The sequence below is a fragment of the Bacillus marinisedimentorum genome (assembly GCF_001644195.2).
In the GTDB taxonomy this organism is placed as follows: Bacteria; Bacillota; Bacilli; order Bacillales; family Bacillaceae_O; genus Bacillus_BL; species Bacillus_BL marinisedimentorum.
This window is the reverse complement of the sequence record NZ_LWBL02000047.1, coordinates 1-26,277: the sequence shown is the minus strand read 5'-3', so window position 1 is coordinate 26,277 and position 26,277 is coordinate 1. Positions and strand designations below refer to the sequence as shown.

Sequence of the window (26,277 nt, the reverse complement as noted above, 5' to 3'; positions counted from 1 at the left end):
AGCTGGATGACTCCCTTCCGGATTTTTATCCGCAAAAATTTTATAACTTCCTTAACATTAAAAAAGCCTTAATCATTACGATTAGGGCTTTTCATATCTATCGGCTTTTGACAATCATTTGTACTGCTTCTTGAATGACATCTTCAGCACTTTCACCAAGGTCGTCCTGCTGGCGGATGCATGTTTCCAGATTTTTCGCCACTACGTAGCCGATTGCGCGGTCTATCGCTGACCGTGCAGCGGTTAATTGCATAATGACATCTTTACATTCTTTATCTTCTTCCATCATGCGCAAAATACCGCGAACCTGACCTTCTATCCGTTTTAAACGGTTTTTCATATCTTGTGGATATTCCATGCCGCAACTCTCCCTTCAGTTAAATAACAATTTATACTCTACTGTGTTAGTTGATCGAAAATATGTGAATTGATTCACATGAGGTAACTACAATTTCAGTATAATTCAAAACCACCAGTGCGTATTTGTTATTATTGACAACTTTATGTTTTTTACAATCCAGCGGGAAGTGTGAAGAAAATATAAAGAATGTGTTTCACTTATTATATTATACTTGGGGGCGTTTCGTAAAACTTCTTCTTGTTATTTTATGAGGATTTTGTTGAAACTGCTATACTGAAGGTGAACTTAAACAGAAAGGACTTTACTATGCTGGAACAGCTTAAACTGCTTTTTAAAAGCCTCATCATCCTGAACGAAGATACCTCTGTGCTGGAAGACGGGTACAGGTGGTTCAAATTGAATGACGGGACGGTTGCCGGTATCCATGAAAATGAATTAACGGGGAAAGATGAAGGATTGCTCGCTTTGATAACCGAACCTTATGAACCGGAGCTGTCATCCCTTACTGAAAAACAGAAACTTTGGAGCGATGTTCTATTTAAGGCTCATGTGCCGCAAAGCTTTGAAAAACTTTCCGGCCTTGCCGAGATGCCTTACCAGCTGGTCCATATGACGCTGAATGCCCCTCCTTCCGATCAAGTTCTTTTTCAGGAGGCTATCCAGAGTCTATTTCCCCTGCCGGTCACGCTTCTGTGGGAGAACCCCCAGCACGGAGTCATCATTGTGGAACGTTCAAACCTTCATAAGGAACCTCAGCTGTTTAAAGAAGTGATCCAGACGCTTATGAGTGACTTTTATGTGCGTCTATCGCTGTTTGCCGGCAGTGCGGCCAACCGACTGGGAGAGGCCTCCTCACGTTATGTGCGGGAGCAATCCGCATTTCGACTTATGCAGCAGGCATTTCCCGGCCAGGACGTATACTTTCTCCATGAAGCTATGCCATTTTTAGTGATGCAGCAAGCCGGCAAAGACATGAAGGTGGGGTTCCGTGAACTCATTTTAAATGCTGTCGAGGAAGATGAAAATCTGCTCGAAACTGTCAAAGCTTATCTTGAATCAAACATGAACCTCTCTCTTACAGCCAAAAACCAGTTCATGCACCGGAACACCGTCCAATACCGGCTCGATAAGTTCATGGAGAAAACAGGAATCGACCTGAAAGACTTCAGCGGTGCTGTCACCACTTATCTCGCGCTGTTAATTGAAAAGAACGATTGAATCCCGGGCCTGTCTCAGGCACGGGTTTCTTCGTTTGTATAAACTGCACAACCTTCCCCGCTGTCTTTGTGCACATCTCACATTTACGAAAGGGCTTTCAAAAGATAAACTGACCATAGAAGCAAAACAAACTTAAATTTCCAGGAGGCATTAACATGGCTGAACTTAAACTCGACCATATTTATAAAGTTTATGATAATGATGTAACCGCTGTAGAAGATTTCAATCTTCATATCCAGGACAAGGAATTCATCGTGTTTGTCGGACCATCCGGCTGCGGTAAGTCAACGACGCTTCGGATGATCGCCGGCCTTGAAGAAATCTCAAAAGGTGACTTTTTTATCGATGAAAAACGCATGAATGATGTAGCGCCAAAAGACCGCGACATCGCGATGGTTTTCCAGAACTATGCTCTTTACCCGCATATGAATGTGTATGACAACATGGCGTTCGGCTTGAAGCTCCGCAAATTCCCTAAAGATGAAATCGATCGCCGTGTGAAAGATGCCGCCCGCATTCTTGGACTTGAGCAATACCTTGACCGGAAACCGAAAGCCCTTTCCGGCGGGCAGCGCCAGCGTGTCGCACTCGGCCGCGCCATCGTCCGTGACGCGAAAGTGTTCTTGATGGACGAGCCGCTTTCCAACCTGGATGCAAAACTGCGTGTCCAAATGCGCGCTGAAATTATCAAACTCCATAAACGTCTTGATACGACAACGATTTACGTAACCCATGACCAGACAGAAGCGATGACTATGGCAACACGCCTTGTTGTCATGAAAGACGGTATCATCCAGCAGGTCGGTTCTCCAAAAGACGTTTATGAATTGCCCGAAAATGTATTTGTCGGCGGCTTCATCGGCTCCCCGGCCATGAACTTCCTGTCCGGCAAGATCAAAGACGGATACTTTGAAATGGAAAATGTAAAAATTGAAGTTCCTGAAGGAAAAATGAAGCTTCTCCGTAAAGGCAACTATATTAATAAAGATGTCATACTCGGCATCCGTCCTGAAGACTTCCATGATGAACCTGTCTTCATCGAAGCTTCATCCGGCACAAAAGTCAATGCCCATATTGAAGTGGCTGAATTAATGGGTGCTGAAACGTTCCTTTATTCAACAATCGAAGGCCAGGACTTCGTCGCCCGGATTGATTCCCGTACAGACATTAACAGCGGTGATACAATCGACCTTGCCCTCGACATGAACAAAGCGCATTTCTTTGATGCCGAAACAGAAGAACGCATCCGCTGAAAACACATACCCACCCGATTGAGTCGATATACTGACATGTTCGGATGAGAGGGAAAAATATATTCATTTATAGCACAATAAGCAACAGGAAAAACAGCAAGCCGCATGGTTTGCTGTTCTTCCTATTATATCGATATAAGGGCAGCAGAAAAGTTCCCTGAATGTCCCCAACCTAAACACTGTTCGATTTCACGAAAGGACAGGATTGTGGAATAAGGAGGGATTTTGATCTCCACACATTGCACTTTTGAACGGGAAGTTGATTTCCGCTGCAGGGGCTGCTTTCACCACGGGTACAAGTACGACATCCGTTCCTGCTTCCCTTCGGTCGCACTCACGGTGTCTGCTTTGCCGCGGGGCGGCGGTGACCCCCTGATCGTTAACGCTACCGCTCTTGCCGGGTCTCACCTGTCCAGCTGCTCCTGTTGGGCTCGAGCCTATCCGCACCAATCAACAAGCACTTAAACGGATGTCCCGGTAATTTCTATTTAGCCAGCTTGTTTGGATGAAAATAAAAATTCCTGCACCCATTAGTATGCTTATGAAGAGAACTCTTTGTTACTGTTTTAAGATCCGATTTTTTGAATAGTTCGAACAATTATCGTTCATTCCAGTGTTATTCCGGCCTGAATCTGGGCCTTATTTGAAAGATAGTTGACATTAGTTTTCTTTAAATACCCGAAAGCTGTTCAGTGTTTGTTTGTAAAATGATGTTACAACTGAGTGGATTGGAGCGGAAGGCATTCGACTCCTGCGGGAAAAGCGAACAGGGAAGACCCCGCAGGCACGAACGCGCCGAGGAGGCTTCCCGGACGCCCCGCGGAAAGCGAATGCCTGCAGCGGAAAGGAACGGATAAACTCCAGACTAGACACTATCATATTCATGGACTACTTATTCCGTTAAAGGGTACTTTAAGGGAATAACACCGGCGAGCTTTTTATTGATTAATTTCTTCTATAAGCCGTGTTTCTTTCTTGCCGCAAGCAGGACAATAAAAAAGATGAGGACATTGATGATTTTTCCGGTCATTCGGATATCCGTCCACCAGTTTCATGTCCTCAATTTCCTGATATGCGCTGTAATCATCAAAATAATCCATCACTTTACCTTCATCTTGCATTTTACGGCTGCACTCAGGACATTCAATAGTATCGAACCGGTCCTCCAACCGATTGCAAAGCGGGCAAATATACATACACATTCTTCCCTTTCGCTTTCCGATTTTACTTAATCCTTACCTTTTTTATGTATGAGAAAAACCCCGTAAATAGGAAGGGAGGCAGACTGTCATCCGCCTCCCTGTAAAGCCATGTTATTTAATTACTGTTGTTGGTATCCACCCATTTGCTGCTGGGCCATTGATACTAAACGCTTGGTGATTTCTCCACCAACTGAACCGTTAGCGCGGGAAGTTGTTTCACCGCCAAGGTTCACACCGAACTCAGAAGCGATTTCATATTTCATCTGATCGATCGCTTGCTGCGCTCCAGGTACTACGAGTTGGTTTGAGCTGTTGTTGTTAGCCATTTGTATCACCTCCTGTGTAAACATATTGTGTGAAAAACAGATAAGGTTATGTATGAAATTCCATTGGTAAATTATGTAGATTTATCGGTGCTTTCAAATAAGTGCTGCAGAGCAAATGCCAAGGCGCCATTTTCTATTAACGGAGGTGCACTTTTCATCCGGAGGGATCACTTATGACGATATCTGCGGGCGCCTGAAGCTGGATGATTCCCTTCTTGCTTTTTATCCACAACATTAAATTTTATAACTTCCTTAACAACAAAAAAACTGAAGCCGCGTGGGCTCCAGCTTTTTTGTTTACTCTTTCGGGCCTGTCATTTCTTCCGGCCTTACAATCTCATCAAATTGTTCTTCTGTCAGCAAACCGGTTTTCAAGGCAGCTTCCTTCAGTGTCAGTTTTTCCTGATGGGCAAGCTTTGCGATTTTTGCCGCATTTTCATAACCGATATGCGGATTCAAAGCCGTCACGAGCATAAGGGACTGGCTGACGTACTCGTCAATCTTCTCCTTATTCGGTTCAATGCCGACTGCACACTTGTCATTGAAGGAAATCATGGCATCTGCCAGCAATTTCGCTGATTGCAGGAAGTTATAAATGATGACCGGCTTAAAAACATTCAATTCAAAATTACCCTGTGAAGCGGCAAAACCGATGGTCGCATCGTTCCCCATCACCTGTGCGGCAACCATCGTAAGTGCTTCGCTCTGGGTCGGATTCACTTTTCCAGGCATAATCGAACTCCCAGGCTCATTTGCCGGGATATTGATTTCGCCGATTCCGCAGCGCGGACCGCTTGCGAGCCAGCGGACATCATTAGCGATTTTCATCAAGTCAGCGGCAAGTCCTTTTAGCGCACCATGTGAATGGACGATCTCATCATGGCTTGTCAGGGCATGAAATTTGTTAGGTGCTGACTTAAACTTATAGCCGGTAATGCCGCTGATTTCTTCAGCAACCATGTTTCCGAAATCAGGGTGGGCATTGATTCCGGTACCGACAGCTGTTCCGCCGATTGCCAGCTCACGGACATAGTTGATGCTGTCTTTCAGCATCGATTCTGTTTTCTCAAGCATCCGGTGCCAACCGCTTACCTCCTGGCCAAGTGTCAGAGGTGTAGCGTCTTGAAGGTGGGTCCGGCCGATTTTAATGATTTCATCAAATTCCTTCATTTGTTTCGCAAATGTTTCTTTCAAGCCGGTTAGTGCCGGCAGGACCTGTTCTTCGACAATCGTTACAGCCGCAATATGCATGGCTGTCGGGAATGTGTCGTTTGAACTCTGTGATTTATTGACATCGTCGTTCGGGTGGACTTTGCTTTCTGAACCTTGTTCCTGCAAAATGCTGTTGGCCCGATTGGCGATGACTTCATTCATATTCATGTTTGACTGGGTGCCGCTGCCTGTCTGCCAGACAACGAGCGGGAAATGGTCATTCAGCTTGCCGTTGATCACTTCATCTGCAGCACTGACGATCGCTTTTCCTTTATCTTCTTCGAGTTTGCCCAACTTCATGTTGGCAAGGGCGGCACTTTTTTTCAGGACCGCAAATGCCCTGACGATCTCAAGGGGCATCTTCTCCCAGCCAATCCTGAAGTTTTCGCTGCTCCGCTGTGTTTGAGCTCCCCACAATTTATCTGCGGGAACTTTGATTTCCCCTAGTGTATCCCGTTCAATTCTATACTCCATTCAATACTTCCCCCTTTAGAACATGATCTTGTATTGTATTCGAGAAAAAACGGCGGAACCCTTCCGTAAGCGCTGTAAAATTTGTCGATTTACATGTCCATTTTCTTATAAAGTTATGTTGAACACGGCTATTGATTCCCGCTGCAGGTGCTCACATTCCGCAGCTGCACAAAATCGAGATACGCTTTTGCTCTCCTTCTGCCGTCCTAATATAAAATTCACCGGGCTCCATCAGCATTATTCAGAAATACAGCAAAAAAAGCAGGTAATCGAAGCATTAAAGTAATGATTACGTTTTCATTATTACTTTTGCGGCATTGGTAATTCCTTACTTACCCTGTATAATTCACTCTTGTTGTATTGAACGGTCACATTTTTGTCATAAACGTTTTCTGCTCTCTGAAAAGAGACATGGGCGTTTCAAATAGTATCGATTTAGATGGAGGAAAATATATGAAATTATCGGGCTTTATGAACGGGGAATTCGGAAATGCCCGAGCTGATATTCTCGCAGGCATGACTGTTGCCCTTGCTCTCATTCCTGAAGCGATTGCGTTCGCCATCATCGCTGGTGTCGATCCGATGGTCGGCCTTTATGCATCCTTCAGTATCGCGGTGATCATTGCATTCACTGGCGGACGGCCGGGAATGATCTCCGCCGCAACAGGTGCGATGGCACTTGTAATAGTGTCCCTCGTTGCCGATCACGGGGTTGAATATTTGCTCGCGGCAACTGTCCTTACCGGCGTCATCCAGGTGCTGCTCGGATTTTTGAAGGTTGGGCGGTTCATGACATTCATCCCGCAGCCGGTTATCATCGGCTTTGTGAATGCACTCGCCATTTTGATTTTCACTTCCCAGCTTTCCCATTTTAAAGGGGCATCATGGGTCATGTATGCAATGGTAGCAGGAACACTTGCCATCATTTACTTACTTCCTAGAATTACAAAAGCTGTCCCGTCTCCTCTTTTCGCCATTATCGTCATGACCGGAGCAGCAATGTTCTTTAACCTCAATATCAGTACAGTTGGGGATATGGGTACAATTTCGCGTGAACTGCCGATCTTCCACCTGCCGCAAGTTCCGCTCACACTGGAAACGCTGCAGATCATTTTGCCTTATTCGTTAACACTTGCAGCCGTAGGTATCCTTGAGTCTCTTCTGACTGCAACGATTGTTGACGAAATGACCGATACAAAAAGCAGCAAAAACCGTGAAGTCAAAGGACAGGGAATCGCCAACTTCGTAACAGGCTTCTTCGGCGGAATGGCAGGCTGTGCGATGATCGGACAGTCCGTCATCAATGTCAAGTCAGGCGGGCGCGGACGGTTATCTGCCTTTGTTGCAGGCGCATTCTTGTTGTTTTTGATTATGGTCCTGGGTAATGTAGTCATTCAAATTCCGATGGCCGCCCTTGTCGGTGTCATGATTATGGTTTCGATTGGAACTTTTGATTGGCAATCATTGAAAGGCCTGAACCGGATCCCGGTGAGCGATGCTTCTGTCATGGTTGCAACTGTAGCAATTGTCGTGTATACCCATGACCTCGCTAAAGGTGTCCTTGCCGGTGTGGTCTTAAGCGCCGTGATGTTTGGATGGAAAATGGCGAAAATCAAAACAAATGCCCGTCTTGATGCAAACGGCGTGAAAATCTATACCGTTTCCGGCCAGCTCTTCTTCGGCACGATGAATTACTTTGTTGATTTATTCGATGTGAAAGATGATCCGGAATTGATCGTTATCGATTTCAGCCACTCCCACGTCTGGGACCAGTCTGCTGTCACCGCAATTGCAAAAGTGGTATACAAATACCAGCAGGCTAACAAACGTGTCTCCATCACCGGTCTGAATGAGGAGAGCCAGTCGATTATCGAACAGATTGGATTGAATCCCTCCGGCCACTGATAAAATTCATTGAGGTATACAAAAACGCGGACCGCATGTATGATAATGCAATCCGCGTTTTTTTAGTCACTTTACAACCATGACAGGACAGTGGGCGTCGTGGGCAACGGCATGGCTTACACTGCCGAGCAGGACTTCGCCGATTGTGTTCAGCCCCCTGCTGCCGATAATAATCAAATCCATGCTGTTTTCCCTGGCCGCTTTCACTATTTCTTCGGCTGGGTCTCCTACAGCTGTATGCAAAGCATATTCAACATCCTCCGCACCCAAAACCTGCAGCGTGCCGGCCAGTTTTTCCCTGGCCTGTTCTTCAAGCAATTCTTTAACATTAAAATTGGTTTCGAGTAATCGATGTTTGGCAGGCATCTGTGCCGATACATGCAAAATGGTCAAATGTGCATCAGCCAGTTCTTTGACCAGATGGACAGCCTTCTGAGCAGCTCGTTCAGCATGCCTGGAACCATCAGATGCCAATAATAGCCTCTGGAACATGGCGCCTCCTAAAGTGATGTTTTCTTTTACTATGCTATGTTTGTAGCTGGACGTCAAGATAGGGGGTGCGGCTGTCGGACAATTGTCACTCCTTGTTTCAAACTGCACGTATATTTGGGATTAGCCCTGAGAGATTCAATCCTCTTTATCACTGCTTTCATTCATTTCACCTTCACCATCTTCCTCATCCTGCTTCTCAGCTGTATCCTCATCTGTCTGATCACCATCATCTTTCCGGCTTTCCTTTTTTTCTTCTTTTTGGGTATTTTGTTTTGTTGGGGAGGGGTTTGCGGAATTGCTGTCATCTTTCGTTTCCTTGTTATCGGAGGATGAGGAGGCGGTGCCGCTGCCCTCGTCAGCAGCGGCATCTCCGTCATCTGTTTGATCTGTATTTCCGTCTCCTGATGAGCCGGATGAGGAATCATCTGTCCCTTCTTCGTTCTCGCCTTCTGTACTCTCCTCGTCATTTGTGTCCTGCTGTTCGCCGTCTGTGTTCTGCTGCTCATCCTTTTTTTCTTCTTCCTCTTTTTTCTTCTTTTCTTCTTCCTCTTTCTTCTTCTTCTCTTCTTCCTTCTTCTTTTCTTCCTCTTCTTTTTTCTTTTCCTGTTCTTTTTTATCAGCTTCTTCTTGCTTTTTCTTTTTGTCCTCTTCCTCTTCGTTTTTCTTGGATGCAGGAGAGAAGTGTTCCGTTGGTTCCGTGCCTTTAATGAATAATTCAACTGTTTTTCTGTCTGACGGTGTATGGCCGGAAGCAAGCTCGCCTGTCTTTTTGTCAATCGTCACTTCTACAACCGAAGCTGGCATTTTGAAATCAGCAGGTTTTTGGTCTTTGGACACCTCCGACATGATGACTTTGAAAATTTCTTTTGAATAATCGTCTTTGGCATCCGTCAAATACGTTTCTTTTGTCGTTTTATCATATCCCGTCCAGACAGCTGCTGTATAATCTGTCGTATATCCGGCAAACCATGCATCGGAAGACCCGTCAAGATTGGCGTCCTGCAGCTCCGGCGGAAGGCTCGTAGTACCTGTTTTCCCTGCTACTGCAAGGCTTGGGATATTTGCACTCGCCCCTGTTCCTTCCTGAATGACCGTTTTCAGCATATCGGTAATCATGTATGCGGCCGCTTTACTCATTGCTTTTTTCGATTCTGTCTTAAAGGACTGTTCCTTTCCATCTGTTGTGACAACCTTTCGAACCGTGCGGGGCTTGTTAAATACTCCCTCATTTCCGAATGCCGCATAAGCACCGGCCAGCTGCATTGGTGAAATGCCTTTGCCGAATCCGCCGATCGCATGAGAAGGATACGCATTCTCCAGGTTGATTCCAAGATTGCCCGCGAATTCCTTTGCCTTTTCAGCTCCGACTTCCTGGAAAGCAAGGATAGCCGGGATATTGTAAGACCACTGCAGGGCTGTGCGCATCGAAACTTCACCATGGTATTCGTCATCCCAGTTCTTGAAGGTGTGGTCTTTCACCTTTAACTCTTCATCTTCAAACTGTTTGAATGTTGACCATTTTTTATTTTCAATGCCAGGACCATAATCGAGAATCGGCTTGACCGTCGAACCCGGCTGGCGCTTGAGCTGGGTTCCATAGTTGAACCCCCGCTTGGTTCGGTCTTCCGCTTTATCGCGGTTGCCTCCTATCGCACGGATTTCCCCGGTTTTCGTATCAAGCAGTACCAGTCCTGCTTTTAATTTTTCGTCCGGGAATTTGACCTTTTCCCCATTGGTGAGCGTTTCTTCAACGGTCGTTTGCGCTTTCGGATCGAGTGTCGTATAAATTTTCAACCCGCCGTTGAAAAGCTCAGCATTTGAATAACCTTCCGATTTCAGCTCTCTAATCACCTGGTCGATAAACGCTCCATACTTCGATTCCTCATCTTTTTTTGTGCTCAATGTTTCTTTTACTGGTACAGAAACAGCTTCCTTGTATTCTTTTTCATTTATGAACCCGTGTTTTTTCATGAGGGCAAGTACCGTGTTGCGCCTTTCCTCCGCTTTTTCCGGATGTAAAAATGGGTTATAGCCGGAAGGGCGCTGCGGCAAGCCGGCAAGCAGCGCTGCTTCTGATAGTGTCAATTCATCAAGTGTTTTATCAAAATAGACATCTGCAGCCGCCGCTACTCCATAAGCACCGTTGCCGAGATAAATTTTATTCAAGTACATCTCCAGAATCTCATCTTTTGAGTATTTTTCCTCAAATTTAACGGCAAGATATGCTTCCTGAACTTTGCGTTTTATCGTTTTCTCTTTGCTAAGGAAGGTGTTTTTTACAACCTGCTGAGTAATCGTGCTCGCTCCCTCTGCTCCGTATCCATCTGTCACATTTGCGACCACTGCACCGGCAATCCGTTTCAGGTCGATTCCATTATGCTCCTTGAACCTGACATCTTCCACGGCAATAAATGAATTTTGGACAAGCTCCGGTATACTCTCGATCTCAGCAAATTCCCTGTGTTCTTTTCCGGATAAATCAATGATTTCATTTTCATTCATATCGTATATCGTCGATGATTGCGACATGTTTAAACGTTCAGGGTCAAGCTCAGGCGCATCTTTGATAAACGCATAGCTCGTATATCCTCCTGCCCCCAGACCGAGAAGTCCGACAATCAATAGGGCGATAAACATTTTGAAAAAAATGCTTCCCGCTCTCTCCAACGGTGTCCGGCTTGCCGCCTTTTCCCTGCGCTCCATTCGGCTGTTCTTCTTGCTCATCGCATCTTCTCCCCTTTAAAAGTTCATCTGTGCAAAAACCGCAGTTTATGTACAACAAAATAAGTGCTTAACACGCTTATACCCCGTCTTATTACCTGTAAAACCCGTGCAATAAAAAGGAACCATTTTTTACAAGTTAATATCTTTTTTTCAAGATAGCTGTTTATTTCCATGAAAATCTGGGAATTTGATGTACAAAGACAAAGGAGGAGTCGGAGATGAATAAACCTTACAAACTTTTATATATGCTCGATCGCAGAAAAGGGATCCAGCTTCATGTGAAAGATCAGAAAGAAGATGTCATCCGTGTGATTTACCTTGATCCGAAGTCCTACGAACCGAAAAACAAAGAACATTGTCCCGAAAGTCTCCGTGAATTTCTCATGAATGAAAAAAATACGCTTGCGGAAGAAGAATTGAAAGCGGCACAATAAGCCCCCGAATCAACGTACTGCACTTATTATTTGTATATGACAGATTGATACTTAAAAAACTGCTGACAAAGGGATGTCAGCAGTTTTTTCGTTATGGCAGCGGCAGTTTATCATGGAGTCAGTTGCCAGGTTTAAGGCACCGGGCAATTTTATCCGGCCTATTGCTTATGTGTAAATGCATCTAGGTGCGTGAGTGCGGCGGCGGAGCCGATTTGGGGGCAGCGTGCTGGTTTGGGATTCGTTTTGGAGCGGTAGGATGCCGTTTGACGTGGCAGCATGCATGCTTAGGATTCGTTTTGCACTGATGGGGTGGGATTTCCTGCTGATCAGTGAGCGGTTCGTGCCGGCAGGCGTGGAAATTCGCGCAGTTCAGTGAAGTTTTCACGCCGACATGGCGAGAAATCACGCCATATCACCTCTTTTTCATGCCGAACCATTATTGGCGGATAGGCTGATTTGTTGTTTCACGCGGCAACTCTTTGAATTCACGCCGAACCAATTGATTATCACGCCAAACTTCTTTCTTTTCATGCCTTACGTCAAAGGTTTCGCGCCGTTTAGTTGGTTTCACGCCGTATAACTCATATTTCGCGCCGTACAGCTTAATTCGGAACTTCACAAAATAACTCCTGTCCGATAAAAAACCCCCGGCACGACCCCCCGGGGAAACAGCCGGCTCATCCAGTTGCTCCCTCCTTGATGCAATTCCTCCATTATCATGGTATAAATATTTTATCAAAAGGAGCTGAGCCCCAATGAACAGACGGAAAGTGGAAGTTGTACCGTTTCAAAAAAGCTGGAAAGCCGCTTATCTGCAGGAGGCCGAACATTTAAATGACATTCTCGGCGATTCAGTCCTAAATGTCCATCACATCGGCAGCACCTCGATTTCAGGAATGGGCGCCAAACCGATTCTTGATATACTGATTGAAGCCCGGGACATTGAAAAAATTGATTCGCATAACGGACAGATGAAGGTCTCCGGCTATGATGCTTACGGCGAAAACGGCATTCCCGGCCGGCGGTTTTTTGTGAAAGCAATAGCCGGGACAAGGACCAGCCATGTCCATATTTTTGCCGCGGGACATCCCGAAGTCCGCCGCCATCTCCTCTTCCGTGACTACCTTTCAGCCCACCCGCAGGAAGCGGCTGAATATGCAAAACTAAAAGAAAACCTTGCCATTCAATTTCCTGCTGATATTGACCATTATATTGACGGCAAGCATGACTTCATCCAGGGAATTGACCGCAAAGCGGCCGAATGGGCAAAAGAGGCAGAGGGCCGCTGACCCTCTGCCTCTATATAAGAATCAATCTTCAAGCGGATTCAAGCTTTCATTTCCGGTCAGGTTTTTAATCCAGGCGGCCAGGAGATTAATCTCATCCTCAATATCTTTCAGGCTTGCCGTTTCAACCGGCGAATGCATATAGCGGAGCGGCAGTGAGACAAGCGCGACCGGCACCCCTTTTCCTGTCAGTCGCAGCTTATCAGCATCCGTTCCGGTAGCACGCGGCGTCAATTCATACTGCACATTTATATCCAGGTCTTTCGCTGTCTTTTCCAGCATCCTGTTCATTTTGATGTTGATCGGCGCTCCTTTTGCAAGGACAGGCCCCTGGTGCAGCTTCACATTACCGTGCTTGCTGCGGTTCACACCCGGATAATCAGTTGCAAACGTCACATCGCAGGCAACTGCCATATCAGGCTCTACTCCGGCACCGGCAAAGTAAGCGCCGCCCATATTCGTTTCTTCATTTACCGTGCTGACAGCATACACTCCGACTTCCGGGCGGTCGTCAGCCAGGCGCTTCAGCACCTCGGCGACTATGAATGCGCCCGTCCGGTTATCGAGGCCCCTGCCGCTTACCGTGTCATTGAGCAGAAACTCGGCTCCCCTCGTATAAACAGCAAGATCCCCAATTTGGACGGTCTTTTCAACCGTCTCCCGATCTGCTGCCCCGCAATCTATGTACAAATCATCAAACTCCAGCTTCTCCTTCACCCCGCCGTGATGCTCGGCATTTGCACCGATCACCCCGGTCAGACTCCCGTTATACCCGAGAATCTCCACTTTCATTCCAATCGCAACCTTCGGGCTGATCCCCCCGACCTTTTCCACATAAATAAACCCATCTTCATCAATCCGCTTCACCATAAATCCAATCTCATCTGCATGGCCCGCAAGCAGTACTTTTACTGGCGCATCCGGATTCAACACACCGATTACATTCCCGGCATTATCAGACCTTACTTCATCGGCAAACGGCTTCACATACGCCATCCATTTTTTCTGAATCGCCATCTCCATCCCTGAAGGTGACGGCGTCTCCAGCAGCTCTTTCAAAAAATTCTTATCCATATCTTGTTCCTCCTTCTATGTATCCGATACGTTGACAGTAGCTGAATTTTTTGGGAAATGCCAGTGGTTTGGTTTTTTTGTGAAGAAAAGCAAGAGGATTTCTGTCGTACGGGAAGCAAGTGGTCCCACTTGGCACACCTATTTAGTGTTTACAAGATTTTCCCACGGATAACCGGAAAGTGCATATTTTCGTCTTCTGGTTTCACCCGTATGAGGAAGATCAAGGGAGCTCAAAAGCTTATAAGCGACGGAAGCAGAGGACAGCCGGAGAAACAGACGGAGCTGTCTATTGGTGATGGTGTTATCTACCAATAAATAATAATCGTACAAAGAATCAATGTGTGCATTGTGGTGCATAACCTTACATTCAGAGCAAAACCAACCGCCTCGTTTTTTGGCCAGGGGGAGCGACTGACAACCAGGACAATGAACTCCCGTCAAAACATCCGAAACATTCACTTTAAATTGCCTCAAGTAATCGGGGTTTGATGGGACATGTTCCTTCAATATATAGCGGACAAGCTTTCTGCTGTCCTTTCTAGTTAAAACACCTTTATAAATTCTCTCATCAAATTCCTCCACTTTCGCAGGAAGGGAAGCTGAGTGAATTACTTTTTTGAAAATTTCTTTATGCTGTGGGGCTGTTTTTACTAATGTAGCCGGATTACTGATCACAATTAATGAATGGATTGGAATTATCGGGAGCTTATGCTTTTCAAGCCATTTCTCCAGATTATCGGACTGTCTGCGAATTTGGATAATCGGATCAGGAAACGCTTCTTCCTTGCCGTCTAGCGTCCGGATCAGCTGATGAAATGCCTGATCGAAAAAGAGCATCCCCGTTATGTTTTTTATCTCGACAATCAATAGAAATTGGCTGCTTACCACCAATGTATCAAGTTGAAAAAAATCTGATCCATCATTTTGCAGCCTGACATCATGCAACACCATATATTTATCTTTCGCAAGTGATTGTAAATGATAATCGACTGACTGCTCACCCCGAAATCCTGCTCTGGATTTGGCCAATTCCTCTTCGATCATTTGTCTGCTGGAGTGACCCGGCGGGAGCCTTCTTAGCAATGCTTCGAGTTTTTTAATTTTCAAAGGCACTTCCCTGTCTTTTTTTATCAATGGCTTCTTTGAACCTCCCACTTTATTTTCTTTTAGTTTAAAAAAACCTTTGATAAATTGCTATATACAAGCGGCTAAATCAAAAAATCTGGAGTAATATACAAACATCTGGTTTCCAGAAGGATGGTTGCACGGTTTTTTTGTAAAAAAAACCATTTTTGTCTGCATTCACATGCTTTCTTCTATAAAAATTGCCGACTTTTTTGGCATTCCTTGTTTCCTGCTCAGATTTTCAACTTATTTCAGGCAAAAAAAAGTGAAAATGTCGGCTTTTTTAAAATATCTAAGGTCATTCACCATGTGTAACAGCGGTTTCACGCCCTTCAGACGAGTATTCATGCCGTATAGCTTCCTATTCACGCTATATTGTATTTGGCAGACTAGTGGATTCATTCTTTTCGGCGGTAACTCTTCTATTTCACGCTGAACCAATCGATTTTCATGCCAAACTTCCATCTTTTCACGCGCAACTTCACTTGTTTCGCGCCATAAACATGCTTTCACGCCATATAGCCCTTATTTCACGCCAAACACTCTTGTTCAAAAATTCACAACCCAAACCCAAACCCAACCAAAACAAGCCTCACCAATTCCAACCCCCCCAATATCATTCCACCCAACCAAAAAACCCCCGCATTCCGCGGGGGTCCCAAAACCATATTAAAGAGTGGCCGTCTCCTGCACAACCTCAGGCTTATTTCCTTCAGAACGTGAAACAACGACAGCGCATGCGGCGTCACCGGTAATGTTAACCGCAGTCCGGGTCATATCAAGAAGGCGGTCAACGCCAAGCACGATACCGATCGCTTCCACCGGCAGGCCGACAGATTGCAGAACCATGGCGAGCATGATCAGGCCGACACCCGGAACACCTGCTGTACCGATGCTGGCAAGTGTGGCGGTCAGGACAACCGTCAAAATCTCAGTCATGCCGAGACCCTGGCCGTACATCTGCGCTATGAAGACGGTAGCAGCCCCCTGCATGATGCCCGTGCCGTCCATGTTGATGGTGGCACCTAGCGGCTGGACGAATCCGCTGATGGATTTCGGCACGTTCAAGTTTTTCTGAGCTGTGTCCATCGATATCGGAAGTGTGGCCGAACTGCTGGATGTACTGAAACCGACAGCCATCGCCGGGAAGAATCCTTTAACGAATTGGAATGGGTTCATCTTGCCCAGGAAGTAGACAGCTGATCCGTATACAACAGATAGTTGAATAAAAAGGGCAAGGACGACAACAAGAAAATACATGATCATTGCCTTCAGCGCTTCCATTCCCTGTTCGCCGATCGCTGATGCAATAAGGGCAAAAGCACCATATGGAGCAAGCTTCATGATTGCCGTAACAATATACATCAGAATGTCGTTGGCCTGCTCAACGATATTGTAAATCGTTTCGGTTTTTTTCCGAAGACGGGCAAGGCCGAAACCGAGAATGATTGCAAAAGAGATGACTTGCAGCATGTTTCCTTCAACCATCGCCTGAATCGGGTTGGTCGGAATGATATTCAGCAATGTTTCACCGACAGGCGGTGCTTCTTCCGCTTCAAATTCAGCCCCTCCGGTAGCTTCAATGCCGACGCCAGGCTCCATTACAGTAGCCAGGCTGATAGCAATGAGTAGAGCCAGAGAAGTTGTAATCAAGAAAAATAAGAGCGTTTTCAATCCGATGCGGCCAAGCTTTTTCGGATCGCTAATTCCTGCTGTTCCAAGGATAAGTGAAACAAGAACAATCGGAACGACAAGCATTTTGATCAAGTTAAGGAATATGGTTCCCACAGGTCCGAGGATATACTTATCTGTAATTTCATATCCTCCGACACTCGATAAAATGAGCCCGACAATAATACCAAGACCCATTCCGATTAAAATCTTTTTTGTTAACGACATGTCAGCGTGCTCCTCCCTTATATACTGATCTGGATTTTACAAACAATTTTATTTTTGCAGAGATAAAGGAACCCTGGTAACTTCCAGAGTCCCCATTGAATGATTCGCTCCTGCATCTCTTTTTATGTCTATACTGCTTCGTCTCCTGACTTGCCTTTTTGAAGCTGATACATCTGATAGTAGCGGCCGCGGATATTCATCAATTCATCGTGACTGCCTTTTTCAACAATACTCCCATGATCAAGCACGATGATCTGGTCGGCATTTTTGATGGTCGACAGCCGGTGGGCGATAATGAATGTCGTTCGGCCTCTTTTCAATACTTCAAGCGCCTCTTGAATGACGGATTCGGTTTCCGTGTCGATGCTTGCCGTTGCTTCATCGAGAATGAGAATTGCAGGGTCGAATGCCAGCGCTCTTGCAAATGAAATAAGCTGTCTCTGTCCGGCTGACAAAGTGCTCCCTTTTTCAAGAACCGGTTCATCGTATCCCCCGGGCAGCCGGCTGATAAAAGGATCAGCTCCAACTGCCCGTAACGCGTTTTCCACTTTCTCTCTCGTAACGGCCGGATCATTCAGGCTTACATTTGACGCAATGGTTCCAGCAAACAGGAATGGATCCTGCAGCACGATTCCCATATGCTTGCGGAGCGACTGTTTCGGCATGTCAAGAATATCTGTTCCGTTTATTAAGATGCGGCCCTTCTTGTAGTCATAAAACCGGAAAAGCAAGTTCATGATGGAACTCTTACCTGAACCGGTATGACCGACAAGGGCAACAGTTTCTCCTTGTTTTGCCTCAAATGAGATATCCCTCAGTACGTACTCTTCATCTTTATAGGCGAATGACACATGATCAAAAATGACATGCCCTCCGTAGCGCGGAAGGTGGCCACTTTCTACATCTATTCCCTCTTCATCAAGCAAGTTAAACACCCTTTCGGAGGAAACGATTGCCTGCTCCAGCTGGGCAAGCTGATTCACCAGTCCTGTCACCGGTTCAAACAACCGGTTCAAATAGTCGACGAACGCATAAAGGACACCCAGGGAAACGACACCTGAAGCGGAAATGCTCGCTCCGCCAAAGTACCAGATCAGAGCAATGAAGGCAAGGTTCCTGAGGACGTTGACCAGGTTATGGGACGTCATCGAATTTAAATTCAACAGCTTATTCTCATATCGAAAATAGTCTTCATTCATCACTTCAAATTCGGCTTTCGTTTCCTTTTGCCGGCGGAATGACTGGATAATCCTCATCCCCTGGATTGATTCATTCACAGAAGCATTGATATCACTCAGCCTGGATCGGATGACATGGTTATATTTAGAGGCGTATTTCCGATACACCTTTATCCAGATCAATAAGATCGGCACAATCACAAGAGTAATGGCGGCGAGCGTCTTATTGAGCAAAAAAAGGGCGATGAAAATCCCGGTCATGTAAATGATGCTTGTGAAAAAAGTGGCCAGTACCTTAACATACAATTCGCGGATGGCCTCAGTATCGTTTGTGATGCGGGAAACCACTTTCCCCGCCGGCCTCTGGTCAAAGTAACGGATCGGGAGCCGGTGGATCTGCCTGTATACATCCTGGCGCATCCTCTGGATAATGCGGTTCGCCGAGGTTTGCAGCATAAATGACTGGCCGTATTGGAAAAAGGCTGCGATAACCAGCAGGCCAAAGTAGGCAGCAAGCAGCCAGATGATCGGCTTGATTTCCGGCAGGTAAAAAGCCATCAGTTCATCCGCTGCCAGTTTTTCAGCCGGATACATTGCATGATTTTCCCCTTTTTCGATTGTAAGCACGCCATTTTTGTAGGTCCGTTTCCCGTCAAAATCAATCGCGCCATCTATAAATACATATTGCCTGCCCGCCTGGAGTATACGGGCTTCGCTCCCTTTTTCTTCTCCAGTGTTAAAATTGTCCTCCCGTTTATACCAGGTTCCGTCATACTCGACTGCTTCATTTCCAGGTTCTGATTCATACCATGGGTATTCAACGCCGAGAATATGCCGGTCGATGATGGTTTTTGCGATAAACGGTCCGGTCAGTTCAGCCGCAACCGCAATCGAAAGCATCAGCAGCCCCAGGATGATCGTCTTTTTAAAATGTAATGCATAGTCAAAAAGCCTTCTGCCAGTCTTTTTCCTCATAGGACCCCCCCGCTTCCTGTCAGGCTTTCTTCGAGCTGCTGACGGTCAAACTGCTCCTTGTACCATCCTTCACGGTGCAGCAATTCTCCATGGCCGCCTTCTTCGATAATGCGGCCGTTTTCCAGAACAACAATCCAGTCGGCATGTTCAACCGCGGACAGCCGGTGTGTAGCGATAATCGTCGTTTTGCCGGCCCGTTCCTCCCTGATATGACTGATGATTTTCGCTTCTGTTTTCGCATCAACGGCCGATAAGGCATCATCAAGGATGAGAATCTCCGGTTCGGCGATGAGGGCGCGGGCGATGGAAATCCGCTGTTTTTGCCCGCCGGAAAGAGCGACCCCTTTTTCACCGACGAGCGTTTCAAGTCCTTCCGGCAGCGAATCAATATCTTTTGCGAAATCGGCCATTTCCAGGACATGCTGTATTTCTTCATCCGAACACCCGGTTTTGCCGAAACGGATATTTTCTTTCACCGATTTCGAAAACAAAATTTGTTCCTGCGGCACATAACCGATCCAGCTCTGGATCGATTCCAGCGGTACTTTTTTAAGTGGAATCCCGTTTATAAGGATGTTTCCTGCACCTGTCGGATATTCTCGCAGAAGCTGTTTAATCAGTGTCGTCTTTCCGCTCCCTGTTTTACCTACTATACCCAGCGTCTGTCCTTCATGTATCTCAAATGACACATTTTCCAGATTACGGACAGTGGAAGATGGATATTGAAACGTGACTTTTTCAAAGGTGATGGAACTCGGCTTATCGATATGGACAGGTTGCGGATCATCCTCGACATCCGCTTTGTATGCCAGCGTTTCATTCACCCGGTCAAGTGAGGCGTTTCCGCGCTGCATGACATTGATCAGTTCTCCGATCGCGAACATCGGCCAAATCAGCATACCGAGGTACACGTTAAATGACACAAGTTCACCAAGCGTGATCGTGTTATGGAAGACCAGGTAAGCCCCGTAACCGATACCGATCAAATAACTGATCCCCACGAGCACCTTAATTGTCGGTTCAAATAGAGCATCAACTCTTGCAACGGCAATGTTCTTGTCATAAACGTCTTCGGTCATATCATGAAAATGCTTCTGGTCAGCATCCTCCTGCACATACGCGCGTATCGACCGGATGCCCGCAATGCTTTCCAGCACCTGGTCGTTCATATCACCGAACGCATCCTGGGCCCTGGTGAAGCGCTCATGAATGATTTTTCCATAGCGGTTCATGGCAAACGCCATCAACGGCAGCGGCAGCATTGCTGCAAATGTAAGCTTCCAGCTGATGAAAAAACCCATCATGAAAACAATCACCATCATGAAAATACTTGAATCAACGAGTGTCAAAATACCGAATCCTGCGGTAAGGGAGATGGCCTTCAAGTCGTTCGTCGCCCGTGCCATCAGGTCACCCGTCCGATTCTTCTCGTAGAAAGTAGGTGTCATTTTTAACAGGTGTCCCATGAACCGGGATCTCATAATCCGTTCTATGAGAAATGCTCCGCCGAACAGCTGATACATCCAAACATATGTCAGCAGGTATCCTGCCGTCATCAGTCCGCCCAGCATAAGCACATACTCAACAATCCGGTCAGCCGTCATAGTACCGATGTGAATATCATCGATAGCTTTACCGATCAGCCTTGGCGGTATGACATCGATAATGCTTGCTGCAATCAAGAAAGAAACAGCGATCGAATACCGTTTCCAATATTTTTTAAAAAACCAGCCTAATTTCCACAGTACGGAAAACATGGCTTATCCGCTCCTCTCTATTTCAAAATCCTCTAGCCGCCTTCTGTATCTCCTTCCAGCTTTGTCTGAACAATAACAAGATCACACATTAAACTTCCTCCCTTTTCATTTTTATTTAAATGGAGGCTTTGTTCACTTACATTGTTGAGTTATAAAGACTAAACCGTGAGCGGCTTTATCTATCAATGTAAGCTTTAACAAAACCAAATATAAAAAAGGCATACCGCTCCATAATGGCGGCATGCCTTTTTCCAAAAGTAAAAAAGCACACGTCAACCCGCGGATGATTCCGCGTGACCTGTGTCTCTATCCGTTCCTTACCGTTATTGAGCAGACTGCACTAACCGCTGCAGCGACTGCCCGAGAAAAGAGGGACAACGCGGATGTTCATTTTATTGAGTTGGTTGCCGAACCCTTGCTTAACACGAATCATCTGCGTCACCCTCCTTCCAAATTTTTTGTAATTTCTAAAATATTTTACCACTTTCACTTTCAGCAAGTCAAGGTAAACTTACACCTCCTTCCCCCTTCTTGAAAATCAAGGCTAACTGTTTTATACATCTCTTACAGCACCTTTAATGTGATTTTTCACGAAACTTTTATGACACCCTCACATTTTCTCGAAATTTGTCCGCCTAATCCGTTATAATTGGTTTTGTCAACATAAACGGGGTGAAAGCAAAATGCGGGGAAACACTTTTTTGATGACGCTGGCTGTTATCGCACTTATTTTAGCAAATGGGTGCAGCAGCACGAGCGAACAAGGACAACAAACTGAACATGTCGAACTGACCATTTCCGCAGCTGCCAGCTTGAATGACGCACTGCAGGAAATTAAAAATAGTTTTGAGAAATCGAATGAAAATATATCAATTCTATATAACTTTGGGGGCTCCGGAACGCTTCAGAAACAAATTGAACAGGGAGCGCCCGCCGATCTGTTCATTTCAGCTTCAGCAAGCAAGTTCGATAAGCTGGATGAAAAAGGGTTGATTGACCAGAAATACAGCAGTGTCATGGTTAGCAACAGGCTCGTCCTCATCACGCCGCAGGGAGCAGGCCTGGAAGTCCAAACCCTTGAAGACCTGACTGCAAAAGAAATCAGCCACCTTGCCATCGGGATTCCTGAATCTGTGCCTGCCGGTAATTATGCACGGGAGGCCCTTGAGCATGCTGGCCTCTGGGGCCAACTGAAAGATAAACTTGTGCTCGGCAAAGATGTCCGGCAGGTGCTTTCCTACGTCGAAACCGGCAATGCGGAGGCGGGGTTTGTCTACGAAAGTGATGCCTCCATATCAAATAAGGTGGAGAAGGTGCTGACTGTAAATGAAGCGCATCATTCCGAAATCAAGTACCCGGCAGGCGTTCTGAAACATGCTGAGCATCCCGATCAGGCGAGGCGATTTTTTGACTACCTGTCTTCCGATGAAGCTGCTGAAATTTTTACTAAATACGGATTCACTGCTAATAATGAGGGATAAATTATGATGACTTTCTGGGAACCGGTTCTGCTGTCGCTGCGCACGGCTTTATTTGCAAGCCTGTTTATTATCGTGATCGGCATTTTTGCCGGGCGGCTGATGAGCGGCCGAAACTTCAAAGGAAAAATTATAATTGAAACGATGTTTATGCTGCCGCTTGTGCTGCCGCCATCTGTTGTCGGTTTCTTTTTGATTGTCATTTTCGGGAAAAACAGTGTAGCGGGTCAGATGATTGAAACTCTTTTCGGCCACCCGATAATTTTCACATGGTGGGCCGCTGTCATTGCAGCGACAGTCGTTGCTTTTCCGCTGATGTATCAGTCAGCAAAGACCGGATTTTCTTCTGTCGAACATCATATTGAAGATGCCGCACGGGTTGACGGGGCCGGAGAATGGAAGGTTTTTTTGATGGTCACGATCCCGCTGTCCATCAAAGCGCTCCTGTCCGGCAGCATTCTGAGCTTTACAAGGGCACTGGGCGAGTTTGGCGCCACCCTTATGTTTGCCGGAAATATTCCCGGTAAGACGCAAACCCTGCCAACCGCCATATATGTGGCTATCGATACCGGAAATATGTCACTTGCCTGGATGTGGGTGACCGCAACCGTTATCATTTCCTTTTTGATGCTCATCAGCACTTATTTGATCAAATAAGGAAGTCCGTACGCATAAGTAAACATCTGACTGTAAAATGCCGAGTCGCATCGAAGCTCAGGTTTGTTGGAATAAAACCAATAATCGTTAATTTATACTTATCTGGTACACTATTGGCAAAAAAGGGGAACGGAAAGATGGAAATCAGAAAATTGACCGCAAGTGATATCGAAGCATTAAAAAATATGGAGACCGGCATAAATGATGACTATGTCGTCCGTATCTTTCCGAGAATTGTCGAGGCACGGAGCCATGAGTTGTTCGGCCTTTTTGAAAATGGAAGTATGGTGGTGATTGCGGGAGTAACTTTTTTTGAAAACCGTTATGCCGTTCTCGGACGGCTTCGGACAGACCGCAGCCATTTACAAAAAGGCTATGCCACAAAGCTTTTGCATGCAATCACCGAAACGCTGACTGAAAAAGAAGAAATTCAATGGATTGGGGCCGCCACCAACACAAACAACCCGGCTGCTGTTAAAGTGCTTCATAAACTTGGCATGAACATGCACAGTGCCTTCCATTCTGTAACAATCGATCCGGCTGATGCATCCTTCCTGACAGGAAACGAGGACAAAACATGGGATGAAGTCACGGGGGTTGAGGAGAAGCGATATTTGCTTGAACAGCTGCCTCCGGCAAAAAATGAACTGCAGCTGTTTCCTTATGAATGCTATTATCCGCTCCCTTATGAACCGCAATTCCTCAGTGACGTCTATTTGGCGAAGTGCATTTTTTACAAAAAAGGAAGCCGGTTTGCCGTTGTCATGCCGGATGAAAAAGCAGAATCCTACTTTCATGTAAAATACTTTCATGAAGATTTATTCAAGCAATCAGGACTATGGAATACGATTGTTCCGCTTGCTGAGGACAACGGAAGAAAATTCTGGCTTGACCTGCCGCCCGATTCGTTCATTAGCATGCCGGAACGCAGCCGGTTCAATATTCAGGATCAGTGGGCGCTTTATGGCCGACGGATCATACATACATAAAAAAACGGCTGGTGCTTCGTGCACAGCCGCTTTTTCATCATATCCTCATTTCCCGAGTTGATGCCGGTATTCCCTTTCAAGCTCTGTCAGCGTTAATTTATCCAGCTGCTGCTCGTCTGTCTTTGTTTCGTGTTTTTTCGTTAATTTCTCTATGAGAAAAGTCTTCTTCAACTGGATTCCTTGCCGTAATTTATTTTCCATATATAACACCTCACTCTGCAGTGATTTCTTTCAATCGTTTCGTCTCTTTGTTCAATATATCCAGCAGGCCACTTAGTTAAACGCTTACATATCTTTGTTCAAGAGATTTTTTTTCGATTTAAACCGATGGACTTTTCCCTGAAATTACTATTTCAGTCTACTTTACTCTGGATTTAACCAGGTGTCAATAGTTATTGTGAAATTTTACACAATCGGTAATGCTGTAATATGCTTGTCACAAGATTCAGCGCATGAGCACCTTTTATTTACACTTGTCTCAATTAAAGCTTTAACCACAAACTGTATGGTGCACTGGTGGACTTCTGTTTGTATCAAATAAAGAAAGCTCGCCGACTGGCAATCCTGCAGGCACAAACAGCAGGCAGGTGCCCTTAAAAATTGGCCGCTGCGCCAAACACTCCTTTCCTGACATTTTATGCTTTTCTTTACGTTAAAAAAGACCGATGTCAGCTTGACACAGGCCTTTTTATCATTCTTTATGTATTTCTGGCTGGCAAGATATGCTCATCTATCGTGTAGCTGCCGTTACCCATGTTGGCGGCATATCAAAACTCAGCATCATTTCAATAAAGTGTTCCACGAGGTCCCCGTCGAACTGTTTCCAGCTGCAGCGCCGAAGTTCCTCAATTGCCTTCGCATACGATAAACCGGGAAGTCCGTAATTGTTCCGTTCCACTGTCATGGCATCGAATGCATCACAGATAGCGATCATTCTTCCCTGGTATGAAATTTCCCTGCCTTTAAGCTGAAGCGGGTACCCCTTGCCGTCCCACCGTTCATGGTGATGGAGCACAAAAACTGCAGCCCGTTCATTGCTAAGCTGTTCCTTTATGGTTGTATAGCCGATCTGGGAATGGCTTTGCACCATTAAAAATTCTGTCTCATTAAGCCTGCCCTGCTTAAATAAGATGTGGTCGGAGATGGCTGTTTTACCGATATCGTGAAGTAAAGAAGCCACCCTGATATCTTCGTCATAACAATTAAGCTGTTCAGCAAAAGTGGATACAAGGTACATGACCCTGAGGGAGTGATATTTCAACCTCTCCATGGCCCTGTTATCCTGGGAAATTTGCTGAAACAGTTGTTCAGCCTCCATGCGCTGATCCCCTTTCCATCCGATATGCACGTATAAACTTTACCACAAAGGACTGAATTATCAAAACATTCTAAGTGCGATTAAAAGAAATGTGAAAAAGTACCTAAACAGTAATAATACGGATGAATAACCAAAATGTTTACCCCATCCCAATAATCGGTAATGAAACATATAAACAGGTGAAAGGAGGGATCAATGTGGCTGAATACGAATTGAAAGATGTTGTAATGGACAAAAGCGGTGAATCCATCCAATTTGCACACGGCACTTTAATGAAGACCGAATTGGACGGTAAAGAGCATGTTGATGTCGTATTACGGAATGTGCCGCGTGAAGAAGTCTTTACCCGCCATATGAATGACAATGAGACCGTGAAAGTGAACTTGACATCCTTTGCAGGAGAAGAGTTCAACAAAGAACTTGAAGTAACATCCGTCAACAGCACAAATCCGAATGACAACCTTGTCCAGCTCGAAAGCATAGAAAATAACCTTTAAATTCCAATGCATTCATCAAAAAGCTGCACGATATGCCTGTGCAGCTTTTAACAATGCCCTATTGACCATTATCACCACTCAGACGCCTGTGCTTTTCTCTCCATGCCGGCAGCAACTACTTCCACTACCACAACAGCTCAAACCTATATTTAATCCTTGGATCTGCAAAATACGGTTTAAGGAATGATTCAGCAACGATCATTTTAAACGCTGTCCAGGCAAGTACAGCTGCACCGATCGTTATAATGGCCGGGAAACGGTCTACCCATTTCAAAATAAGCGTTATTGACCTTATACTTGCAGCCGACAATGCGGTTGTGATTGGACTTGCGGCAAAAGACAGTGATCATCTGGGGGACTTGCTGTCGTGGATGCGGCATAAGGCAGGTTTCTGCTTGGCTGAACAAATGCGCAAGGCGCCCGCATAGCAACGTACGCATAAG

23 protein-coding genes and 1 pseudogene are annotated in these 26,277 nt (G+C 45.7%); 9 read left to right on the top strand and 15 right to left on the bottom strand.

Going from position 1 to position 26,277, the window contains the following annotated elements:
* Window positions 1-97 precede the first annotated feature (97 nt).
* Window positions 98-358 (bottom strand): metal-sensitive transcriptional regulator, encoded by a 261-nt coding sequence (locus A4U59_RS14320; RefSeq protein WP_070121207.1) that lies wholly within the window; start codon window positions 356-358, stop codon window positions 98-100.
* A 309-nt stretch (window positions 359-667) separates the two neighbouring features.
* On the opposite strand from A4U59_RS14320, the gene A4U59_RS14315 reads away from it, so the two are divergent.
* Window positions 668-1,579, top strand: a complete 912-nt coding sequence (locus A4U59_RS14315; RefSeq protein ID WP_157888196.1) for a PucR family transcriptional regulator — start codon at window positions 668-670, stop codon at window positions 1,577-1,579.
* A 155-nt stretch (window positions 1,580-1,734) separates the two neighbouring features.
* On the top strand, window positions 1,735-2,832 hold the full coding sequence (locus tag A4U59_RS14310) for an ABC transporter ATP-binding protein (protein WP_070121205.1): 1,098 nt from the start codon (window positions 1,735-1,737) through the stop codon (window positions 2,830-2,832).
* Between the two features lie 938 nt (window positions 2,833-3,770).
* On the opposite strand, the gene A4U59_RS14305 is transcribed toward A4U59_RS14310, so the two are convergent.
* From A4U59_RS14305 to fumC, 3 genes are all read right to left on the bottom strand, one after another.
* On the bottom strand, window positions 3,771-4,028 hold the full coding sequence (locus A4U59_RS14305; RefSeq protein WP_070121204.1) for a hypothetical protein: 258 nt from the start codon (window positions 4,026-4,028) through the stop codon (window positions 3,771-3,773).
* A 125-nt stretch (window positions 4,029-4,153) separates the two neighbouring features.
* Window positions 4,154-4,360 (bottom strand): alpha/beta-type small acid-soluble spore protein, encoded by a 207-nt coding sequence (locus A4U59_RS14300; protein WP_070121203.1) that lies wholly within the window; start codon window positions 4,358-4,360, stop codon window positions 4,154-4,156.
* A gap of 297 nt (window positions 4,361-4,657) precedes the next feature.
* Window positions 4,658-6,046, bottom strand: a complete 1,389-nt coding sequence (fumC, locus tag A4U59_RS14295) for a class II fumarate hydratase (RefSeq protein WP_070121202.1) — start codon at window positions 6,044-6,046, stop codon at window positions 4,658-4,660.
* Window positions 6,047-6,499: 453 nt separating this feature from the next.
* Here fumC and A4U59_RS14290 point away from each other — a divergent pair, with 453 nt between their 5' ends.
* The gene (locus tag A4U59_RS14290) at window positions 6,500-7,951 is read left to right on the top strand and encodes a SulP family inorganic anion transporter (RefSeq protein WP_070121201.1); all 1,452 of its coding nucleotides are present in this window, start codon (window positions 6,500-6,502) and stop codon (window positions 7,949-7,951) included.
* A gap of 66 nt (window positions 7,952-8,017) precedes the next feature.
* Here A4U59_RS14290 and A4U59_RS14285 read toward each other — a convergent pair whose 3' ends face one another.
* Both A4U59_RS14285 and A4U59_RS14280 read right to left on the bottom strand, forming a co-directional pair.
* Window positions 8,018-8,551 (bottom strand): universal stress protein, encoded by a 534-nt coding sequence (locus tag A4U59_RS14285; protein WP_169823969.1) that lies wholly within the window; start codon window positions 8,549-8,551, stop codon window positions 8,018-8,020.
* A gap of 27 nt (window positions 8,552-8,578) precedes the next feature.
* Entirely contained in the window at window positions 8,579-11,167 is a 2,589-nt protein-coding gene (locus tag A4U59_RS14280) for a transglycosylase domain-containing protein (protein ID WP_070121199.1), read from the bottom strand.
* A 218-nt stretch (window positions 11,168-11,385) separates the two neighbouring features.
* On the opposite strand from A4U59_RS14280, the gene A4U59_RS14275 reads away from it, so the two are divergent.
* A complete protein-coding gene (locus tag A4U59_RS14275; RefSeq protein ID WP_070121198.1) occupies window positions 11,386-11,601 on the top strand; it encodes a hypothetical protein in 216 nt (71 codons plus the stop codon).
* Between the two features lie 436 nt (window positions 11,602-12,037).
* Here A4U59_RS14275 and A4U59_RS21415 read toward each other — a convergent pair whose 3' ends face one another.
* Window positions 12,038-12,220, bottom strand: a complete 183-nt coding sequence (locus A4U59_RS21415; RefSeq protein ID WP_157888195.1) for a hypothetical protein — start codon at window positions 12,218-12,220, stop codon at window positions 12,038-12,040.
* 136 nt (window positions 12,221-12,356) lie between these two features.
* Between A4U59_RS21415 and A4U59_RS14265 the strand changes: the two genes are divergently transcribed.
* Window positions 12,357-12,890, top strand: coding sequence for a GrpB family protein (locus A4U59_RS14265; protein ID WP_070121196.1), 534 nt, complete (start codon window positions 12,357-12,359; stop codon window positions 12,888-12,890).
* A 21-nt stretch (window positions 12,891-12,911) separates the two neighbouring features.
* Here A4U59_RS14265 and A4U59_RS14260 read toward each other — a convergent pair whose 3' ends face one another.
* The 5 genes from A4U59_RS14260 to A4U59_RS14235 form a co-directional block, all read right to left on the bottom strand.
* Window positions 12,912-13,961 (bottom strand): M20/M25/M40 family metallo-hydrolase, encoded by a 1,050-nt coding sequence (locus A4U59_RS14260; RefSeq protein ID WP_070121195.1) that lies wholly within the window; start codon window positions 13,959-13,961, stop codon window positions 12,912-12,914.
* Window positions 13,962-14,099: 138 nt separating this feature from the next.
* Window positions 14,100-15,005: an NERD domain-containing protein gene (locus A4U59_RS14255; protein WP_157888194.1), complete on the bottom strand. Its 906-nt coding sequence runs from the start codon at window positions 15,003-15,005 to the stop codon at window positions 14,100-14,102.
* 750 nt (window positions 15,006-15,755) lie between these two features.
* The gene (locus A4U59_RS14245) at window positions 15,756-16,985 is read right to left on the bottom strand and encodes a dicarboxylate/amino acid:cation symporter (RefSeq protein WP_070121192.1); all 1,230 of its coding nucleotides are present in this window, start codon (window positions 16,983-16,985) and stop codon (window positions 15,756-15,758) included.
* Window positions 16,986-17,113: 128 nt separating this feature from the next.
* Window positions 17,114-19,138 carry an ABC transporter ATP-binding protein gene (locus A4U59_RS14240; RefSeq protein WP_070121191.1) on the bottom strand — a complete coding sequence of 675 codons (2,025 nt, stop codon included), beginning with the start codon at window positions 19,136-19,138 and terminating at the stop codon, window positions 17,114-17,116.
* Window positions 19,135-20,895: an ABC transporter ATP-binding protein gene (locus A4U59_RS14235; protein ID WP_070121190.1), complete on the bottom strand. Its 1,761-nt coding sequence runs from the start codon at window positions 20,893-20,895 to the stop codon at window positions 19,135-19,137. Before A4U59_RS14235 ends, A4U59_RS14240 begins: the two co-directional genes overlap by 4 nt.
* A 683-nt stretch (window positions 20,896-21,578) precedes the next feature.
* On the opposite strand from A4U59_RS14235, the gene modA reads away from it, so the two are divergent.
* From modA to A4U59_RS14220, 3 genes are all read left to right on the top strand, one after another.
* Entirely contained in the window at window positions 21,579-22,376 is a 798-nt protein-coding gene (modA, locus tag A4U59_RS14230) for a molybdate ABC transporter substrate-binding protein (RefSeq protein ID WP_070121189.1), read from the top strand.
* Entirely contained in the window at window positions 22,377-23,030 is a 654-nt protein-coding gene (modB, locus tag A4U59_RS14225; RefSeq protein ID WP_211274942.1) for a molybdate ABC transporter permease subunit, read from the top strand. It abuts the gene before it with no gap.
* A gap of 137 nt (window positions 23,031-23,167) precedes the next feature.
* Window positions 23,168-24,019 carry a GNAT family N-acetyltransferase gene (locus A4U59_RS14220; RefSeq protein ID WP_070121187.1) on the top strand — a complete coding sequence of 284 codons (852 nt, stop codon included), beginning with the start codon at window positions 23,168-23,170 and terminating at the stop codon, window positions 24,017-24,019.
* A gap of 45 nt (window positions 24,020-24,064) precedes the next feature.
* Here A4U59_RS14220 and fbpA read toward each other — a convergent pair whose 3' ends face one another.
* Window positions 24,065-24,220 carry a Fur-regulated basic protein FbpA gene (gene fbpA, locus A4U59_RS20955; RefSeq protein ID WP_083270862.1) on the bottom strand — a complete coding sequence of 52 codons (156 nt, stop codon included), beginning with the start codon at window positions 24,218-24,220 and terminating at the stop codon, window positions 24,065-24,067.
* A 529-nt stretch (window positions 24,221-24,749) separates the two neighbouring features.
* On the bottom strand, window positions 24,750-25,337 hold the full coding sequence (locus A4U59_RS14215) for an HD-GYP domain-containing protein (protein WP_070121186.1): 588 nt from the start codon (window positions 25,335-25,337) through the stop codon (window positions 24,750-24,752).
* A gap of 122 nt (window positions 25,338-25,459) precedes the next feature.
* Here A4U59_RS14215 and A4U59_RS14210 point away from each other — a divergent pair, with 122 nt between their 5' ends.
* Entirely contained in the window at window positions 25,460-25,834 is a 375-nt protein-coding gene (locus A4U59_RS14210; RefSeq protein ID WP_169823968.1) for a hypothetical protein, read from the top strand.
* Window positions 25,835-25,905: 71 nt separating this feature from the next.
* Here A4U59_RS14210 and A4U59_RS22495 read toward each other — a convergent pair.
* A pseudogene (locus tag A4U59_RS22495) lies at window positions 25,906-26,117 on the bottom strand (TerC family protein); the annotation flags it as partial.
* Window positions 26,118-26,277: the final 160 nt, after the last annotated feature.